Below are 17,996 nucleotides of genomic sequence, written 5' to 3'. Positions count from 1 at the left end.
AGAGCCGATGAATGGCCGTATAGGGTTTAGGTGGTTTGGCGATAGGTGATTTGTTATTATCGCCACCCCAAACGACTTTTGAGCTTGCTACATCATGATTCAACAATTGCTGGTTACTTTTCCTCCTATGTTATTTGGCGCACAAGCGCTACTGACTTTGCTTTTAATCAAGGGCGATATTTGTCCGGGTCAGCGAGGTCGTCTACACAAAATGTTACCTGCAATAGGAGTCATGTGGCTGGCAGTCGCATCATTGCGCATTGAGGCGTTTATGGTGGTGTTTGCGATCTTCTATTTCTATTCTCAGGTTCAGACCAAAAAAACGCGTGAGAAAGGGCCAATTTGGGCATTGCACCTGGCGAATGGTTTGGCGTTTGCCTATGTCAGCATTCAAGTATTTGAACAGGCTAACTGGCCAGCGGCGTTTGCAATGGCGCTCATGATCTTCTTTCTTGGGGCTTCATTCTCTCAACTGCTACTTACGATTGCGCGAAGCCGTTTACAAGCGTTTCATCGAATTTTACCAGTAACCGGTATTGTATCTGGCATGTTATTGGTGATTGCGACGCTGTTTTCCTCTTACCAGTTGGATGAGGCAGCATTGAGTGCCGCAACTCAACCAATACTCATTGCCTTGGCGATGTTGATCTCTTCTATCGTGGTTTGGTGTTGGCACATTTTCACCCATAAAAAACCTGAGAAAGTGCAGCTTAGTATCGCTTTCTTATTTGCTCTTGTTTCTATGACAAGCCTGCAAAGCTTGTTTTCAATGATCGCTTAATATCCCGTTTGTGAGCTCACGATCTAGAGTGGGCTCACTTTAAATTCGCCAGATTATGTCTACGCTGTATATATACCCGATCACTTGAGGTTATTTGGGGTATAAACCTTGTCGAAGAGGAGTGTCGCGATGGATTTAAGCAATGTAGGTAATCTGGATAGCATTATTCTGTTAGGTATCGTCAACGAAAAACTACGCTTAGAGTGTGACAGTTTTGACGAATTAGTATCGACTTATGAAATGGATACAGAGTCGGTAGTAGGCAAGCTGGATATGCTTGGCTACCAGTACGACCCTCTCACAAACCAATTCAAATCGTACGAACGCTAACAACGTTCAACATCTCCCATTCTTAAGCCATCTTGATGCCATCGAGGTGGCTTTTACATTGTTGTCTTGCGGTTGCGAAAAACGCCTGTAAATAGCGTTTGTCTTTCTCTGAGTTTCGAACAGCAGCAAACAGACGACGCCACAGCCCATTGCCAAATGGCTTACTGGTAATTAATCCTTGTCGAGAAAATTCTGAAATTGCCCAGTTAGGCAGCGCGGCAACCCCTAATCCAGCCGAAACCATTTGCACTAACATCAATGTGTTGTCTGCTTGCTTCCACTTAGCTGGCTCCACACCGGCAGGTTGTAAGAAGTGTTTAACCACATCAAGTCGCTGTTTTTGAACCGGATAAGAGAGCATGGTTTGATCGGCAAGATCTTGAGGTTCAATAATCGCTTTATCAGCCAGTGGGTGGCTGGTGGACGTGATTAGGCGCATTTCAAAGTCAAACAAAGGCTCGTAGTGCACCTCTGAACGCGGCTGAATATCCGAAGTAATAACCAGATCCAGCTCTCCGGCGAGTAAGGCAGGTAAAGGCTCGAATCCAAAGCCTGAAGAAAAATCCAGCGTCACACTAGGCCACGCCAACTGGTATTCCTTAAGGGCAGGCATCAGCCATTGAAAACAAGAATGACATTCGATAGCCATGTGCAATCGGCCATTAACGTCTTCTTTCAAACTTGCCAGTTCATTCTCTGCTCTAGCGAGTTTCGGTAAAATATCTTCTGCAAGGCGCAATAGAATTTCACCTTCTGAAGTGAATTTCACCGGGCGGGTTTTCCTAAGAAATAACTGGCCACCAATGCGAGACTCCAGATCCTTAATTTGGTGCGAAAGAGCTGATTGAGTCAAATGCAACGCAGTTGCCGTGGCCGTCAGCGAGCCCGTATCTCGAAGCGAGGTAATAGTACGCAAGTGTTTTAGCTCTATCATGAATCTCTTTCATCCTTTAATGCTCACCATGAACTTAATTAACTTAACTGCAAAACATAGAAATGTAAACGTCTAGACGTCTATTAATTAAAGGTATTGGTGCGTTTTACGATCGCATTATGAATTTTTTTAATAAACAAGTTGAATATTTAGACCTTGTCCAATTTTAGTCTGAGAGAGATAGTTTAGCCATCCAGACATCCTAACGGTTAAGCCAGAGATGTTCTGACCAAAATAAACTGAATAATAAGGACTAGGGAAATGGCGACAATCACACACATACTTGGCTACCCACGCATTGGTGAAAAACGTGAACTGAAATTTGCGCAGGAGAAATACTGGCGCGGAGAAATCGATCAAGCACAACTCCAGCAGGTTGGCGCACAGCTAAGAGCAAACAACTGGCAAGTACAAAGTGATGCGGGTTTGAGTTTCGCCACTGCCGGCGACTTTGCCTGGTATGATCACGTACTGACAACAACATTGTTACTGGGCCACGTACCAAAGCGTCATGCCGAGGGCACACCTAACCTTGATACTTTGTTCAAGGTTGGTCGAGGCCAGTCACAGGCCGGTTGTGGCTGTGCAGGTGCAGCTGCCTCTGACATGACTAAGTGGTTCAATACCAACTACCACTACATTGTGCCTGAATTTAGCAAAGACGATACTTTTGAGGTGAGCTGGCCGCAGCTATTTGAAGAGGTGAGTGAAGCCGTTAACGCGGGACACAAGGTTAAGCCTGTTCTACTTGGTCCATTAAGTTACTTGTACTTGGGTAAAGAAGTTGAAGAAGGCTTTGACCGCCTGTCACTGTTACCAAGATTGCTCACCGCGTATCAAGCAATTTTGGCTAAATTGGCTGCTTTGGGTGTGGAATGGGTACAAATTGATGAGCCTATTCTGTCTCTTGAGCTGGAAAGTCAATGGGCGGATTCATTCAAACTGGCGTATCAAATCATCCGCAGTGACGTAAAAGTGCTGCTAACGACTTACTTTGACGCTGTTACAGATACACTGGACAAAATTGTCGAGTTACCTGTTGATGGTTTGCACATTGACTTGTCGGCAGCGCCAGACCAGCTTGATGAAGTTGTGGAAAAACTACCACAAGGTTGGGTTTTATCGGCTGGCGTTATCAATGGACGCAATGTTTGGCGAGCGGATCTAAGTGCGCAACTGGCGAGATTACAACCGGTAAAAGAGAAGCTAGGCGATAAGTTGTGGGTTGCAAGCTCATGCTCATTACTGCACAGCCCGGTAGATCTAGAGCTTGAAACAGCGCTGAGTGAAGAAGTAAAAAGCTGGTTCGCCTTTGCGAAACAGAAAGTTACCGAGGTAGCCCTGCTAGGTAAAGCACTGGACGGCGATCAAAATGCGATTCTGGCATGTGATACTTACAGCCAGCCAATCAAAGCGCGTAAAACGGCGACACACGTGAATAAACCTCAGGTGCAGGCTCGTATCAATCGCATCACCGCGGAGCTAACACAACGCAGTGCTCCTTATCCTGAACGTGCGGCGCATCAGGCCGAAGTACTGGGTTTACCACTGTTGCCAACCACGACTATCGGTTCTTTCCCTCAAACCGGTGAAATTCGTGTTCAGCGCAGCGCGTATCGCTCTGGTCAACTTTCTGAATCAGATTATATTTCCGCACTTAAAGGGCATATTGCTGATGCGGTGAAACGTCAGGAAGCGCTGGATCTGGACGTGTTGGTGCACGGCGAAGCTGAGCGTAACGATATGGTTGAATACTTCGCAGAAAATCTGGCTGGTTTCCAAACAACCAAATTCGGTTGGGTTCAGAGTTACGGTTCTCGCTGCGTGAAGCCTGCTATTGTCGTTGCGGATATCGAGCGTGAAAAACCAATCACGGTTGAGTGGTCAACGTATGCACAATCTTTGACCAGCAAACAAATGAAAGGAATGCTGACCGGCCCTGTTACGATTCTGTGTTGGACATTCCCACGTGAAGATATTACGCGTAAGGAAATTACCCAACAGTTGGCGCTGGCGCTGCGAGATGAAGTTTCTGACTTACAAAATGCAGGCATTAATATCATCCAGATTGACGAGCCTGCGATTCGTGAAGGGTTACCGCTTAAGAAGCGTGATCATAAAGCTTACCTGGAATGGGCTGTGGATGCGTTTAAGATTTCTGCAGGTAGTGCGAAGCCGGAGACACAGATTCATACTCATATGTGTTACAGCGAGTTCAATGAAATCATTGATTCAGTTGCGGCACTGGATGCAGATGTGATTACCATTGAGACGTCACGTTCAAACATGGAATTGCTAAAAGCGTTTGAAGAGTTTAATTATCCAAATGAAATCGGCCCTGGTGTTTATGATATTCACTCACCAAACATTCCAAGTGAAGAGTGGATTGAAGGTCTGATCAAGAAAGCGGCAGAAAAAATTCCGGTACAACGTTTATGGGTGAATCCAGATTGTGGTCTAAAAACACGAAACTGGGCAGAGACAGAGGCAGCGTTGGCGAACTTAGTCTCAGCAGCGAAAAAGCTACGTACTGAGCTAGCATAAACAGCAGTTAAAGAAAAAGCAGGGGTGAGACCCTGCTTTTTTGTATCTTTTAACCAGCCATTCAAATGCGATGCTTGGACGGTATCCAATACTGAGCTCGCTCGGCAAATTACTGTGATTAATTGCTACAGCGTTGCTCTGAAATCAGTTCATCCGCCATCAATTGACCGCGCGTGTTACGCACTTTCACTCTATACATTAAACCCATATTGATATGATCTCGGATTTCTGGTTTGTGGCAGAATGTGTAGATACTCGAGTTAAGCATTTGTGCTAATGGTTTCGCTCCCATCGCGCCGTCGTTATAAATCATCATCATTTCAACGACATTCTTGTTAGAAGAAACCCGCATAATTTGCAGAGGTCCATATTCCATAGGTAGACCAGCAGAGAGAACACCGGCACGATTAGATGCCATCAGTTCCAGCTGACGCTCTTTATCCGCGGTAGACGTACAGCCTGCTAACGCACCAAGCGCCAGAAACAAACACAGTAATTTTTTCATAAATTAAAACACTTTTTTGAACGGTTTGACGATCACGTTTTCGTAAACGCCCGCCGCCACGTAAGGGTCTTTATCTGCCCAGGCTTTTGCGTCTTCCAAAGAATCAAACTCTGCTATGACGGTGGAACCGGTAAATCCCGCTTCTCCTGGGTTGTCAGAATCAATCGCTGGCATTGGGCCTGCGGTAAGAAGTCGTCCTTCGTCCTGAAGTTGTTGCAAACGTTCCAGGTGTTGAGGGCGAACACTCATACGCTTTTCTAATGAATTCTCGATGTCCTGAGAAAAGATGACATACCACATAGCATAGTTCCTTAATTGGTAGGTTGAAGTCCTAATTTAACGACTTTTTGGTGGCTCTCACAAGTTAACAATAGAAAATGTGAGAATTTTCCTTCTATTAGAACCGTTTCAAACCTATTTTGCGATAGGGCGAGGTTTACCTTCACTGTCGATCGCGACGTAATTAAAGGTTGCATCACACACCATAAAGCGATCTTCAATGCCGTCTACTTTCACCGGTTTTACCCACACTTCAAGGTCGACACTCATTGAAGTGCGGCCGATGTTTTTACATACACCGTAACAACAGACGACATCACCGACGCTCACTGGTTTTCTAAACGTAATGCTCGAAACAGAAACGGTGACGACGCGTCCGGAAGAAATTTCTTTCGCCAAAATAGCACCAGCTAAATCAAGCTGAGACATAATCCAGCCACCAAAGATATCGCCGTTCGCATTTGTATCAGCAGGCATTGCGAGGGTACGAAGCAGTAGTTGGCCTTTCGGAGAGTTAAATTCTTGGCTCATTGTGACATCCTAAATCATCGTCAGCGCTTAAATGGGACCAATCTCAGTAAGTAAAAGTTCCCAAGCATTTTAATCTGCCAGGATGTTCTGTTAGTTACTACGATGGATAACAAGCGCAAATATTAATTGGAACAGTAACAAAACAGCGACCCGAAGGTCGCTGTTAAAAATAATTTGCGCGGATTATAGCAAAGCTGAGCCGTTATTCATCAACCGAAACATCGGAGGAGCTATTTTTCTGCTCTTTTGGCATATGTTTGTAGATGTAAAAACCTGTAGCGATCATATAACTGAATGTCGCTATCAGCAGACCAAACACTTTAAAGTTAACCCAGACATCGAGTGGCAGTTCGTAGGCAACATAAATGTTTAAGCCTGCGCAGAAAGAGAAGAAGCCGACCCAAGCCCAGTTGATGCGTGTCCAAATGTTTTCAGGAAGAGAGATCTCTTTTCCTAGCATCCCTTTTATTGCTGATTTGCCCATCGCGTGACTGACCGCAAGACCAATAGCAAATACCATGTAAACAATGGTCACTTTCCATTTAATGAAGTTGTCATCGTGGAGAAATATGGTCATGCCACCAAATACAGCCACCATCACGAAAGTGATTAACTGCATTTTTTCCACTTTTTTGTAAAGCGCAAACGTCAGGACGATTTGAATAGCGGTCGCGACGATGAGTGCTCCGGTCGCAACGTAAATGTCGTACATCTTATACAAGGCAAAGAAGACAATGAGTGGAATAAAATCAAGAATTTGCTTCATGTTGCAGAAAACTACCTGGTTATTGAGTTGTTCACAGTCTAGCGGAATCTGACGCAATGTGAATAGCTCGAGACAATTGGATACAAAAATTGCCGCGACAATGGCGGCAATCCTTGTCTCTAATTTATAGTTTAGGCGACATTCTGGTATTGGGGGATACGCGTTTTGACATCTTCTAAATAGCCTTCACACAAAAGGTTATCTACTGTGGCAGCGAGTTCGTCATTGGTCATGATGCCGCATGATGACTTACCCGTCATTAGATTGAGGTATTGGTGATATTCATTTTCGGAATAGTGACCGATACGATCTAACAATAGTGCTTTAATACCATGATGAATCAAGCTGCGATATGTGTCTCTGCTGGGTAACATTGTCATCTCCCTTTAACATTTTTCTACCCGTGCCTAATGCTATGATTTAGGTAGCTCTACTTGTATAAGCATAAGCTATGCCAAGTAATTTAAAGTGAGTTTGACTCAGTGGGTTGGTTTTGAATGAGCCACGTCTGTATTACCTCTCGCAACGCATTTAAGGTTGTTGGCTTGTTCAAGCGGCCATCCATGAGTTTAGAAATCTGTGCGAGCTCTAAATCTCCAGATTCCCCTGATAACGCGATAACCTTGACGGAAGGAGAGATTGCTTTAATACGTTGGCTGGCATCAAAACCATTCATAACCGGCATTTGCACATCCATCAGAACCAAATCGACTTTGTGGGATTGAATCATCTCTATTGCAGTCGCGCCGTTATTTGCCTGCAAACATTGGACACCTAATTGTTTCAAGTACAGCTGAACTAATGTGCGTTGCACCTCTTTATCATCAACAATGAGCACTGTTGGTGCATGTTCGCCGACTTTTAACTCTTTCATTACATTAGACTTAGCTTCGTCTTTTGTAGTGCTTCCGTGTTCGGAGTTAACTCTAAACGTCTCTGCTTTTGGTGAGTTCGGTACGACAGGAAAGTAAAGATAGAACTCTGTGAACTCTCCCTTTACAGAGTGGCATTCTATTCGCCCGCCAAATGAACGCATTACTCGCTGACAATAACTTAGCCCCAGACCACTCCCACCGCTTTTTTGGTAGGAAAAGAAGTCGTCAAAGATCTTATGCACAATGGTGTTATCGATGCCAGGCCCGGTATCACGAAAGATTAATACGTTCTCATACGGTCCAGTTTGAGTACTCATTTCAATTTGACTTGCAGGATAAGAGTCAAAGTAATAAACCGCATTGCGGATCAAGTTAAAAATAACGAAGTTAAACAGGGTTTCATTTAACATCACCACAAAATCATCTTGTTGAGGCAGTTTTACTCGATCGAGACTCTTTTCGTTCTCAAAACCATAGCGAGTGATCGCCTGATTCACCGCGTTGTGAATAGAAGTTGCTACTTGTGGCTCTTGTTCGGGCGATGTGTCGCTGACCTCTCTTAATATGATATCAATCAGTTGCCGACCACGCTGAATTGCCGCTTGCCCCTTATTGATGTCGCCTTTTAGTGTTTCTGGTGGAAACTGGGATTCAATATGTTGAGTCAAAACCTCAAATTGCAATTGTACTTGCGTAAGAGGGTTACGCATTTCATGAGCAATGGAGTGGGCGAGTGCTCGGCTTTGACGAACTTTTCTATCTGCCTCAATCGTGCTTTGCACACGAGTCAGCAGCGTTTGTAAGGCGGAAATCTCTTCGTTAGAAAACAGCTTCTGATTTCGCTTATGGGAAGAAATCAACAGGTGAGAGACCGAGCGGCTATGGCCATAAATCGGCATGACCAGTGCCGTATCACTGGAACGCATTTTATTGTAGAGCTTTCTCAATGTACTGCTGTTGGCTGAGGTGTACTTTATCTCTTCAGACAGTTCATCAAGAAGCAGAACCGATTTATCAGAATGCAGATAGTCTTCATAGAACGTCTCAGAGCAGTGGCTGTTGACCAATTGCAGTTTGTCTTTGGGGATATCGAGCAGCACCCCAAGCTTTTCCATCGCATCATCAATGGAGCGCTTAAAGTCCTCTTCTAGAGCCAAAATTTGTTGCACCGGAGTTTGCTTTTTAAAATAGACAAAATAGGAGACCAAACGGCTCACTCGACGATAGAGCCAATGCCAGGTAACACCAATCAGTGCACAGATCGGAATGGAAATAAGCCATTGGTTGCCTTCGGTTATTGGCATCAATACCGCGCCTAACGGCAATACAAAAATACCGCACACCAACAACGTGCTGACGGCGATGTAGGCGAGATATTTCGCACTATAGAAGCGAGAGGTGAGTAAAGCGTAGCCAAAAAATAGCATTTCACTGATGGAGAGTGCTGGTGGCAACCATGTCAGTGAAAAGTCGCCAAGAAAATAGGTCATGCCGAGATGGATGGCCGTAGTTGACAGCATGAATACCAAGATTCCTGCGATCATGTAGTTGCTTTTAGCCAGTGTCAGTTTGCTACTGTTGACTCGCATACGAGCAAGGTTGATGAGTGTAAGCGTAATCAGTATCAGGATGGAATTAAAGAAGTAGGCGGTCTGAGAGCCAAATTCAATTACGAACTCACTGGGTCCCTGTATAGAGACATTCTCTACCGTTAAATCCGGACGTAAATTTATAAAAAGTGAATACCCTGACAGCACTACAAATATCAGTTGCTGCCATCTTTTTGTACCCCTGTTTTTTTGTTCGGCGATTAGCTGACAGGAAAAGTAATAAGCAAAGGCAAAAGAGAAGAAGGACGCGAGATTAGCCAGTTTCGCCATGAAAACGCCGCCTTCTGAGCCAAAGTTTACCAATAGGTCAGTATGAAAATAGGCATTGCTGCCAATCCAGATAATGATGCAGGCAGAGTATGCGATGTAGGGCGCATGATGGGTGCCTAAAACGCGCTCGCTGCGACTTTTCAGGCGATAGCAATAGTACAGCTGCCACAAGAGAACAGCGGCTATGGTGACATATAATGTAATGGCTTTTGGGTAGAGCAGACCTGCCAAACCAAAATCAAACATTCTGGTTCACCTGTGGAAGATGTTTGTTTTGTGGTTCGCAATACTTGCCACTGAATTCTAACAAGAAAGTTTGAGATTTCTCACGCCACGCTTTGATGAAAATACGGGCATAGCCTGTGAAGCCACGGCTAGGAAAACATAAGCTTAGTAGCAGGTGGCAGAACGCCGTACGATGAATGATTTCATGTACAACTATTTGATTTTTTTGAATAGACCAATCTGTATTGGAGATCAGGTCTAAAGACAACTTTAGACTCATGAGACAACCTAGCACTGATATTTTTTGTTTTATAGGTGCGTTATATCATGATAAATAATTTATGCTACCAGTTTCTGTTTGTATGGTTACCTAATGCAAAAGTTGGATAAAAAAAGCCGCTCAATTTGAGCGGCTTCTTAAAAGTTGAATTACGGAAAATTAAGCTTCTTGCTTACTCAGCTCAACTTCTTTATTTGCTTGTACTTCTTCTTCTACAAGTGCATCAACAATAACAGCACATGCTGCATCGCCCGTGATGTTCAGAGCAGTACGAATCATATCGAAGATACGGTCAAGAGCGAATAGTAGTGGCAGACCTTCAATTGGAATACCAGCCGCTAGTAGAACCGCAACAACCAAGAATGATGGACCCGGTACACCAGCCTGACCAACTGCACCAAGAGTAGACGTTACGATGATCGCGATGTAAGCGCCCATGCCTAGGTCGATGTTAAATAGCTGAGCAAAGAAGATTGCTACCAAGCCGTAGTAAATCGCGTTACCAGACATGTTGATCGTTGCGCCAAGAGGCAGAACGAACGAAGCGGTAGAGTTTCTAACGCCTAGGTCTTTTTCACAAGTATCCATCGTTACTGGCAGTGTCGCCATTGAAGATGCTGTTGATAGTGCAACTGCTTGTGGTTTCTTCATTGAAGAGATGAATTTCTTCGCAGAGGTCTTAGTGAAGATATGAACCATTGCAGGGTAGACTACGAAGCCAAAAATTAGGATAGCGGCCGTGTACACAACGAACAGTTTGAATACAACCATCAGTGCGCCGAAACCAAACGTACCCACAGCTTCAGCCATCAGGCCGAATACACCGATAGGAGCAATGATCATCACCTTGTTGATCATCCAAACCATCGCGTCAACAATGCAGTTAACACCGTTGATGATAGGATCACGGCGTTCTTTAGTTTGTTGAGAAATCGCAATACCAAAGAACATACAGAAAACTAGGATCTGTAGGATGTTCGCATCATTCAGGGACTGGAAAACGTTGGTTGGGATCATACCAGTGATGGTAGCCCAGAAAGTTGGCAGCTCACCTTTAGAAGCGTATTCAGCTGAGAACATGCCTTCAACGCCAGAAACGTCGATGCCGATGCCCGGTTGGAATACTTCACCCATAAATAGAGCAAGTGCTACTGCAAGAGCAGATGTTAGACCAAAGTAACCTAGTGTTACTAAGCCAACTTTACCTGCAGACTGGCTATTACCAAGACCAGCAGCACCAGAAATCAAAGCGACAGCAACCAATGGGATTACTAGCATTTTGATTAGGTTGATAAAGATAGCACCAAGTGGCGCGAAGACCGTAGCGTCGTGACCCATTAGAGCACCAGCGGCTGTACCCACGATCATTGCAATGACGACTTGCACGCCAATGTTGTTTAGCAAACTCTTTTCTTTTAACACTTCCATAACCTCTGTGCTAATAAAATGTAAAATCCTAAAATTACACACTGTTCACATATAAATAAACGGAGAATAATTTCGCCCTCGCTTTTTACACTTATCATTCACAATTGGCAATATGCTAAACAGGGTTATTGATGAAAAAATCGATATTTCATTGACGAATGCTAACTTTTTGCTCAAAAGCAAACGTTTGCTATTTGTTTATCAAATGCATTGCTGGTTGTTACATTAATTTGGTTAATGAGGTTAGCGATTGAGGATGAAATATTTGTTAACAACTTGTTTGCTGTTTTTGGGTTGAGGGAGGGCGTATTTATTGCCTGATATTTATGACAATAATTAGGACGCAAGCTCACACTTTAGTGATTTCACGGTTATAAATGTTAAATATTTTACATTCTTGGGATGTTAAGTCTTGTAAATATAATGTTAACAAGTGGTGGGTTGAAGATGCAATAACCGTAAAAAGCCACTCTATCGTTAACTTTTTGTTGTTGAATCCTTAAGAACAACGTGAATGCCAATAATCTAGAGGTGGAGTCATTATGATGAATCTTGCTGCTGCGCTGCAGCGAAATGCTGCCAGTAAGCCTGATAAGACAGCGTTGATATGCGGTGACTTGGAAATTTCTTATTCTCAATTTGATGCGATCGCGGGCAAAATTGCGACGTCTTTGATCAATAGTGGTGTCAAACCGGGTGACCGAGTCGCGTTGTCGTGTCCTAATCTGCCTTTCTTTGCGTTTATTTATTTCGCTGTTCAGAAAGCGGGCGCCGTTGCCGTACCACTCAACGTGTTGTTGAAAGCGAGAGAAATCAAATATCACCTGGAAGACTCAAACGCTAAGTTTTTCTTCTGTTTTGAAGGTACACCAGAGTTACCAATGGCCAGAGAAGGTGTGAAAGCCTTCAAGGAAGTTGAAACCTGCGAAAACATGATTGTCATGACCCAGTCGCAGGCTGATTTAGAGTGGGGTGGTGTACCAACTCTTAACGCTTTCATTCGTGATGTTGAACCGCTGGCTGATTACGTGCCTCGTAATGCGGATGACACTTGTGTTGTATTGTATACCTCAGGTACGACGGGAATGCCGAAAGGTGCGGAACTAACGCAACAAAACATCGTGATGAACGCGATTGTTGGGCAGAACATCATGGCTGCTCAAGGTGATGATGTACACTTAGTGACCTTGCCTCTATTCCACACATTTGGCCAAACCGTGCACTTGAACGCCAGTGTCTTGAGTGGTGCAACTTTGGTTCTTGTTCCTCGATTTGAACCTTCTCATGTTCTTGAATTGATCGAAAAACATAAAGTGACCATTTTTGCGGGTGTACCAACAATGTACATCGGTATGCTTCATGCGGATGCTGATTACGATATTTCGTCGCTGCGCGTGGCGGCAAGTGGTGGTTCATCGTTACCAACGGAAGTGTTCCGTGCGTTTGAAGAGAAGTTCAATGTGCCTATTCTGGAAGGCTACGGTTTATCTGAAACGAGTCCTATCGCCTGCTTTAACCATTTAGATCAAGAGCGAATTCCTGGTTCGGTTGGTCAACCTATCCAAGGTGTGGAGGTTAAGCTTGTTGACCTAGAGGGTAATCAAGTCCCTGTGGGTGAAGAGGGTGAAATCATCGTACGCGGTCACAATGTGATGAAAGGCTACTTGGGCCGCCCAGAAGTAACAGAGTCAGTACTGAAAAACGGTTGGTTCCACACGGGTGACGTTGGCCGTTTTGATGAAGCAGGTAACTTGTACATCGTGGATCGAATCAAAGATCTGATTATTCGTGGTGGCTTTAACGTTTACCCACGTGAAATTGAAGAAGTGTTCATGACGCACCCTGCTGTTGCGATGGTCGCGGTGATTGGTATTCCTCATCAAGAGTACGGAGAGGAAATCAAAGCTTACGTAGTTCTTAAGCCTGATCAGGACATTGAAGCGGCAGATCTTCAGGCTTGGGGACGTGAACATTTAGCGGCATTTAAATACCCTCGCTTTGTCGAGATTCGAGACCAGCTTCCGATGAGTGCAACGGGTAAGATTTTGAAACGCGAATTGAAATCTGAACTTAAAGTCGCTTAGACAAATGATGAAATGCAAAGCCAGCTAATGATTAGCTGGCTTTTTTGTTTTCTGATACTTTTTTATTTTCTGATACAGGGGATGATGCAGCGGCATGTGTTATTCAAGTTGTTTCAGATATTCTTCCATCTCCAGAGGATTGGGAATAGTGATGCTACCGTAACTCAGAGAGAGGATTCCCTCGCTTTCCATTTTTTTTAAGACTTTGTGTACGCTTTGTCTTGTCAGCCCCATCATATTTGCGATGTGTTCTCTTGTGACACGAACCATACATGGCTCTGCACTGATTGCCCGATTGGTTTGATAAGTCGCGAGTAAGAGCAGCCGGCGACCAATACGCTCTTCAATGCCTCGTATTGCATCGTCTTCTATAACGGATATTGCCGACCACAGCCTTCGACTCATCAGGTCCAGAATGACTGGGTAACTTTGCGGGTACTTAGCCAGCAATTGACGGAATTTATCCCCTTGTAGCTCCAGGAGTGTCACGTCTGAATGAGCCGTAGCTCCGAATATGCGCGGCATACCGGGTGAGAAAACATTGTCTCCGAACCAGCCGCCCGCATCAAAAATCATTAACGTGACTTCTTTGCCTTTTGTACTTATCGAGTTGACTCTTACTGCTCCTTTAGCAATCACCATCAGAGATGAATGCTTGTCTCCTTTGTTACAGATAAGCGCTTTTTCGTCGAAATGCCGGGTTCTTGCAATTTGTACCGCGTCATTGATGCCCTCTTCAGGTAATCCAGATAGTACGGGGCATTGAAGCAACAACTTTTTTAACTCTTCCATGTCGGTACCTTAATGCAGCACTGTTAACTGAGCTATTTTAACATTTTATAATTCGATGCACTTAGGGCGCTTGTCTCGGGAGAGGGTAATAATCTGAATTTGTGATGGGTCTCTATTTGAGTGGACATCATTTGTTTAGGAAGTGGTTGGTTTGAGAAACGGTTGATATGAAAAGTAAGTGGCTTAAATAGAGAATCGATTCGTTTATCCGCCAAACAAAAAACGCCCACTTATAGTTGTTAGCGGGCGTTTATTTACATCAAGAAGAGGGCTTATTTTTGAGTAGCGGCCTTCATGGCCGAAACAAACTCACCAAGCTTGTCCAGCATAATCTGTGGCTGCTCTGCGTGCGTCTCAATGATTTTAACCACGGCTGAACCAGAGATGGCGCCAGCGGCACCGGCCTCTATTGCCTGTTTCACTTGTTCTGGCTCAGAAATACCGAAGCCAAGTAACGCTGGAGGAGCATCGAATTGGTTCAGTCTCTCTAACAACTGTCCAACAGGCATATTTGCCTTCGTTTCTGTCCCTGTCACACCCGCTCGAGAAAGCAGGTAGGTATAACCGCCACTTAGCTCTGCCACTTGTTCGAGGGTTTCATCGCTGGCCGTTGGTGGCGCAATAAAAATCGGATGAATGCCGAACTTCTCAGCTGCTGCGACGAACTCTGCGCTTTCATTGGTTGGTACGTCGGCAATCAGAACAGAGTCGATACCGGCTTTGGCACAGTGTTCGTAAAAGTTTTCAATACCGCGAGAGTAAACCAAGTTCGCATACATCAATAGCCCGATTGGTAGATCTGGGTATTGGGCGCGAATCTTGCCGATTTGCTCAAAGCAGATACTTGGTGTTGCGCCAGACTCCAGAGCACGTTTATTTGCTCCCTGAATTGTCGGGCCATCTGCTAGTGGGTCAGAAAACGGAATGCCCAGCTCAAGTGCGTCAGCACCCGATTCAACAAGGGTTTCCATAATTTTGTATGATTGTTCTGCATTTGGATCACCTACCGTTACGAACGGTACAAACGCGCCTTGGTTCTTTTCATTCAGGCGAGCAAACATCTTCTCATAACGACTCATTAGATCACTCCTTTTTCTTCTAGGATGGCGTTTACGGTGAAGATGTCTTTGTCACCACGACCGGATAAGTTGACGACTAAAAGCTGCTCTTTTTCTGGATTTTCGCGAGCCATACGCAACGCGTGTGCAAGTGCGTGAGACGATTCGAGTGCCGCAATGATACCTTCACTACGCGCAATTTCCTGGAAAGCATCCAAGGCTTCATCATCGGTTACATTGGCGTATTCCGCGCGGCCAATGGAATTCAAGTAAGCGTGCTGAGGCCCGACAGATGGAAAATCAAGACCAGCAGAAACGGAGTAGGACTCTTCGATCTGTCCGTTTTCATCTTGCATGATTGGCGCTTTCATACCGAAATAAATGCCTGTCTTACCGTGTTTCAGCGGCGCACCGTGTTGGTCGGTATCGATACCTTTACCTGCAGGTTCTACACCAATAAGGCGAACACTTTCTTCTTCGATGAAATCAGCAAACATACCAATGGCGTTAGAGCCACCACCAACACAAGCGATCACTGCATCTGGAAGACGTCCTTCACGAGCCAGAATCTGGTTCTTGGTTTCTTCACCAATCATACGCTGGAACTCGCGAACGATAGTTGGGAACGGGTGAGGGCCCGCTGCCGTACCTAGTAAGTAGTGCGCGTCTTCGTACGTTGCTGACCAGTCACGCAGTGCTTCATTACACGCATCTTTAAGTGTTGCCGAACCAGAATGTACCGGAATGACTTCAGCGCCCATGAGTTTCATGCGGAACACGTTCGGGCTTTGACGCTCAACGTCTTTAGCACCCATATAAACGCGACATTTCAGACCAAGTAGCGCACATGCTAGTGCTGTTGCGACACCGTGTTGACCCGCACCAGTTTCAGCGATGATTTCTGTTTTGCCCATGCGCTTAGCCAGTAGAGCCTGACCTAGCACCTGGTTAGTTTTGTGTGCGCCGCCGTGGAGTAAGTCTTCACGCTTTAGGTACAATTTGGTTTTTGTACCTTTAGTTAAGTTGCGAGTAAGCGTTAGCGCCGTAGGGCGACCTGCATATTCCTGAAGAAGTGTCATAAATTCGCTACGGAACTCTGGATCTTCCTGTGCGTCAATAAACGCTTGCTCAAGTTGCTCCAATGCAGGAACGAGGATTTGCGGAACGTACTGACCGCCATATTCGCCAAAGTAGGCATTCAGTTTTGCCATCGTGATAGTCCTTCTCGTAATTTTTTTGCTACGAATAATTTTAGTAGTTGCGAATTGCGTTAAACGCGGCCTGCAACTTCTGTGCATCTTTTTTACCTGGCGCGCTTTCTACGCCAGAGTTTAAATCTAATCCCAAGCAACCTAATGACGCCGCTTGTTGAGCATTCTCAGGCGACAGTCCACCTGCTAACATGATTTGACTTGGGTCGCCGATAAGAGACCAGTCGAAAACTTGTCCGGTACCACCAGATTGATTCCCGACCTGCGCATCCAATAAATGGCGATCAACGTTTTCCGCAAGCAAAGTTGGCGCGCTCTCTTTGACGCCATACGCTTTCCAAATTTCAACGCCAGCAGGAAGTTCAGCTTTTAACTGGTTGACGTAGGTTTGATCTTCAGCGCCGTGCAGCTGAACCGCTTTTAAACCAAGCGATGTCACAATTGCGGCTACAAAATCAATCTCATGATTTTGGAACACGCCTACATATTTAAGTGGCGCGCCACTCATGGTGAGTCGAGCCGTTTCTAAATCCACCGCTCGTTTAGACTGTTCAACAAAAATCAGTCCGCCAAATACCGCTCCCGCTTTATAAGCTTTTGCTGCATCGTCAGGGTGGGTCAAACCACAAACCTTATTTTCACCCAATGTGACTTTACGAACTGCGAGCTCCAGATTGTCTTCGGACATAAGCGAACTGCCAATCAGGAACCCGTCTGCGTAAGCCGCTAAATCTCGAACCTGTTGGTGTGTGTAAATGCCTGACTCTGAAATCACGGTTGCTTTTGGCGCGAGTTTTCGAATCAACGGTGCTAACTCTTTAGTACGGTTAAGGTCAGTACTTAAGTCGCGTAGGTTACGGTTGTTGATACCGATAACAAGCGCACCCAAATCAACCGCACGATGCAGCTCTTCTTCGTTGCTGACTTCTGTGAGAATACCCATATTTAGGCTGTGTGCGACTTCAGCTAATGCTTTGTATTCTTCATCGTTAAGAACAGACAGCATCAATAAGATGGCGTCAGCCCCGTAGTGACGCGCTAGGTAAACTTGGTAAGCGTCTACCATGAAATCTTTACAAAGTACGGGCTGAGTGACCTGACTGCGGACTTGTGGAATAAAGTCGAAGTTGCCCTGAAAGTACTTCTCGTCGGTTAAGACAGAAATGGCATCTGCATGATTGTTGTAAACTGATGCGATGTAATCCAGGTCGAAGTCGTCTCTGATGAGCCCTTTAGACGGAGACGCTTTTTTACACTCAGTAATAAAAACCGTCTTATCGCCGCTGAGCGCATCGTAGAAGCTACGATCTGAAAGTTCTAAATCGGATTGAAATGTACTCAAATGCTGAGAAGCTTTGCGCTCTGCGACCCACTGATATTTGTCGCGAACGATCTTAGCGAGAACTTCCGCCATTTCCGCTTCTTTTTTTGACACGTGCTCAGAAAGGTTGTCAGCTTTTTGAGTGTTGAAATCCGTCATCTTGATTATTTCC

At 45.0% G+C, this 17,996-nt stretch carries 16 protein-coding genes; 4 read left to right on the top strand and 12 right to left on the bottom strand.

Annotation, left to right across the window (positions count from 1 at the left end; genetic code table 11):
- Positions 1-94 precede the first annotated feature (94 nt).
- Positions 95-781 carry a hypothetical protein gene (locus DBX26_RS09245; protein WP_118118874.1) on the top strand — a complete coding sequence of 229 codons (687 nt, stop codon included), beginning with the start codon at positions 95-97 and terminating at the stop codon, positions 779-781.
- A gap of 129 nt (positions 782-910) precedes the next feature.
- The gene (locus tag DBX26_RS09240; protein ID WP_014232424.1) at positions 911-1,111 is read left to right on the top strand and encodes a DUF4250 domain-containing protein; all 201 of its coding nucleotides are present in this window, start codon (positions 911-913) and stop codon (positions 1,109-1,111) included.
- Between the two features lie 22 nt (positions 1,112-1,133).
- Here the strand turns inward: DBX26_RS09240 and metR are convergent, their stop codons facing one another.
- Positions 1,134-2,045 carry an HTH-type transcriptional regulator MetR gene (metR, locus tag DBX26_RS09235; RefSeq protein WP_118118872.1) on the bottom strand — a complete coding sequence of 304 codons (912 nt, stop codon included), beginning with the start codon at positions 2,043-2,045 and terminating at the stop codon, positions 1,134-1,136.
- 261 nt (positions 2,046-2,306) lie between these two features.
- On the opposite strand from metR, the gene metE reads away from it, so the two are divergent.
- Positions 2,307-4,589, top strand: a complete 2,283-nt coding sequence (metE, locus tag DBX26_RS09230) for a 5-methyltetrahydropteroyltriglutamate--homocysteine S-methyltransferase (RefSeq protein WP_118118870.1) — start codon at positions 2,307-2,309, stop codon at positions 4,587-4,589.
- A gap of 118 nt (positions 4,590-4,707) precedes the next feature.
- Here the strand turns inward: metE and DBX26_RS09225 are convergent, their stop codons facing one another.
- The 7 genes from DBX26_RS09225 to DBX26_RS09190 form a co-directional block, all read right to left on the bottom strand.
- Complete coding sequence (locus DBX26_RS09225) at positions 4,708-5,094, bottom strand: GspS/AspS pilotin family protein (protein ID WP_014232421.1); 387 nt, start codon at positions 5,092-5,094, stop codon at positions 4,708-4,710.
- Positions 5,095-5,097: 3 nt separating this feature from the next.
- Positions 5,098-5,394 (bottom strand): YciI family protein, encoded by a 297-nt coding sequence (locus DBX26_RS09220; protein WP_014232420.1) that lies wholly within the window; start codon positions 5,392-5,394, stop codon positions 5,098-5,100.
- Between the two features lie 114 nt (positions 5,395-5,508).
- Complete coding sequence (yciA, locus tag DBX26_RS09215; RefSeq protein WP_014232419.1) at positions 5,509-5,904, bottom strand: acyl-CoA thioester hydrolase YciA; 396 nt, start codon at positions 5,902-5,904, stop codon at positions 5,509-5,511.
- A 202-nt stretch (positions 5,905-6,106) separates the two neighbouring features.
- Entirely contained in the window at positions 6,107-6,670 is a 564-nt protein-coding gene (locus tag DBX26_RS09210; protein WP_014232418.1) for a septation protein A, read from the bottom strand.
- A 131-nt stretch (positions 6,671-6,801) separates the two neighbouring features.
- Positions 6,802-7,044 carry a hypothetical protein gene (locus DBX26_RS09205; RefSeq protein WP_014232417.1) on the bottom strand — a complete coding sequence of 81 codons (243 nt, stop codon included), beginning with the start codon at positions 7,042-7,044 and terminating at the stop codon, positions 6,802-6,804.
- A gap of 89 nt (positions 7,045-7,133) precedes the next feature.
- Positions 7,134-9,671 (bottom strand): hybrid sensor histidine kinase/response regulator, encoded by a 2,538-nt coding sequence (locus tag DBX26_RS09200; RefSeq protein ID WP_118118868.1) that lies wholly within the window; start codon positions 9,669-9,671, stop codon positions 7,134-7,136.
- Between the two features lie 418 nt (positions 9,672-10,089).
- Positions 10,090-11,358 carry a dicarboxylate/amino acid:cation symporter gene (locus tag DBX26_RS09190; protein WP_014232414.1) on the bottom strand — a complete coding sequence of 423 codons (1,269 nt, stop codon included), beginning with the start codon at positions 11,356-11,358 and terminating at the stop codon, positions 10,090-10,092.
- 542 nt (positions 11,359-11,900) lie between these two features.
- On the opposite strand from DBX26_RS09190, the gene DBX26_RS09185 reads away from it, so the two are divergent.
- A complete protein-coding gene (locus tag DBX26_RS09185; RefSeq protein WP_020335574.1) occupies positions 11,901-13,442 on the top strand; it encodes a long-chain fatty acid--CoA ligase in 1,542 nt (513 codons plus the stop codon).
- A gap of 99 nt (positions 13,443-13,541) precedes the next feature.
- On the opposite strand, the gene DBX26_RS09180 is transcribed toward DBX26_RS09185, so the two are convergent.
- The 4 genes from DBX26_RS09180 to trpCF all read right to left on the bottom strand — a co-directional run bounded on the left by DBX26_RS09180 (position 13,542) and on the right by trpCF (position 17,983).
- Entirely contained in the window at positions 13,542-14,234 is a 693-nt protein-coding gene (locus DBX26_RS09180; RefSeq protein ID WP_014232412.1) for a Crp/Fnr family transcriptional regulator, read from the bottom strand.
- 272 nt (positions 14,235-14,506) lie between these two features.
- Complete coding sequence (gene trpA, locus DBX26_RS09175) at positions 14,507-15,313, bottom strand: tryptophan synthase subunit alpha (protein ID WP_014232411.1); 807 nt, start codon at positions 15,311-15,313, stop codon at positions 14,507-14,509.
- Positions 15,313-16,503 (bottom strand): tryptophan synthase subunit beta, encoded by a 1,191-nt coding sequence (trpB, locus tag DBX26_RS09170; RefSeq protein WP_020335573.1) that lies wholly within the window; start codon positions 16,501-16,503, stop codon positions 15,313-15,315. The genes trpA and trpB overlap by 1 nt, the downstream gene beginning before the upstream one ends.
- Positions 16,504-16,543: 40 nt before the next feature.
- Entirely contained in the window at positions 16,544-17,983 is a 1,440-nt protein-coding gene (trpCF, locus tag DBX26_RS09165; RefSeq protein ID WP_162889690.1) for a bifunctional indole-3-glycerol-phosphate synthase TrpC/phosphoribosylanthranilate isomerase TrpF, read from the bottom strand.
- Positions 17,984-17,996: the final 13 nt, after the last annotated feature.

The organism is Vibrio sp. dhg, assembly GCF_003443775.1.
Taxonomy (GTDB): Bacteria; Pseudomonadota; Gammaproteobacteria; order Enterobacterales; family Vibrionaceae; genus Vibrio; species Vibrio natriegens.
Note: the sequence above shows the minus strand (reverse complement) of the source record. Positions and strands in the feature narration are given on the sequence as shown.

What these genes read in the sequence shown, in the direction of transcription:
- DBX26_RS09245 (WP_118118874.1), top strand. Translation starts at nt 95, where the DNA reads ATGATTCAACAATTGCTGGTTACTTTTCCTCCTATGTTATTTGGCGCA.
- DBX26_RS09240 (WP_014232424.1), top strand. Translation starts at nt 911, where the DNA reads ATGGATTTAAGCAATGTAGGTAATCTGGATAGCATTATTCTGTTAGGT.
- metR (WP_118118872.1), bottom strand. Translation starts at nt 2,045, where the DNA reads ATGATAGAGCTAAAACACTTGCGTACTATTACCTCGCTTCGAGATACG.
- metE (WP_118118870.1), top strand. Translation starts at nt 2,307, where the DNA reads ATGGCGACAATCACACACATACTTGGCTACCCACGCATTGGTGAAAAA.
- DBX26_RS09225 (WP_014232421.1), bottom strand. Translation starts at nt 5,094, where the DNA reads ATGAAAAAATTACTGTGTTTGTTTCTGGCGCTTGGTGCGTTAGCAGGC.
- DBX26_RS09220 (WP_014232420.1), bottom strand. Translation starts at nt 5,394, where the DNA reads ATGTGGTATGTCATCTTTTCTCAGGACATCGAGAATTCATTAGAAAAG.
- yciA (WP_014232419.1), bottom strand. Translation starts at nt 5,904, where the DNA reads ATGAGCCAAGAATTTAACTCTCCGAAAGGCCAACTACTGCTTCGTACC.
- DBX26_RS09210 (WP_014232418.1), bottom strand. Translation starts at nt 6,670, where the DNA reads ATGAAGCAAATTCTTGATTTTATTCCACTCATTGTCTTCTTTGCCTTG.
- DBX26_RS09205 (WP_014232417.1), bottom strand. Translation starts at nt 7,044, where the DNA reads ATGTTACCCAGCAGAGACACATATCGCAGCTTGATTCATCATGGTATT.
- DBX26_RS09200 (WP_118118868.1), bottom strand. Translation starts at nt 9,671, where the DNA reads ATGTTTGATTTTGGTTTGGCAGGTCTGCTCTACCCAAAAGCCATTACA.
- DBX26_RS09190 (WP_014232414.1), bottom strand. Translation starts at nt 11,358, where the DNA reads ATGGAAGTGTTAAAAGAAAAGAGTTTGCTAAACAACATTGGCGTGCAA.
- DBX26_RS09185 (WP_020335574.1), top strand. Translation starts at nt 11,901, where the DNA reads ATGATGAATCTTGCTGCTGCGCTGCAGCGAAATGCTGCCAGTAAGCCT.
- DBX26_RS09180 (WP_014232412.1), bottom strand. Translation starts at nt 14,234, where the DNA reads ATGGAAGAGTTAAAAAAGTTGTTGCTTCAATGCCCCGTACTATCTGGA.
- trpA (WP_014232411.1), bottom strand. Translation starts at nt 15,313, where the DNA reads ATGAGTCGTTATGAGAAGATGTTTGCTCGCCTGAATGAAAAGAACCAA.
- trpB (WP_020335573.1), bottom strand. Translation starts at nt 16,503, where the DNA reads ATGGCAAAACTGAATGCCTACTTTGGCGAATATGGCGGTCAGTACGTT.
- trpCF (WP_162889690.1), bottom strand. Translation starts at nt 17,983, where the DNA reads ATGACGGATTTCAACACTCAAAAAGCTGACAACCTTTCTGAGCACGTG.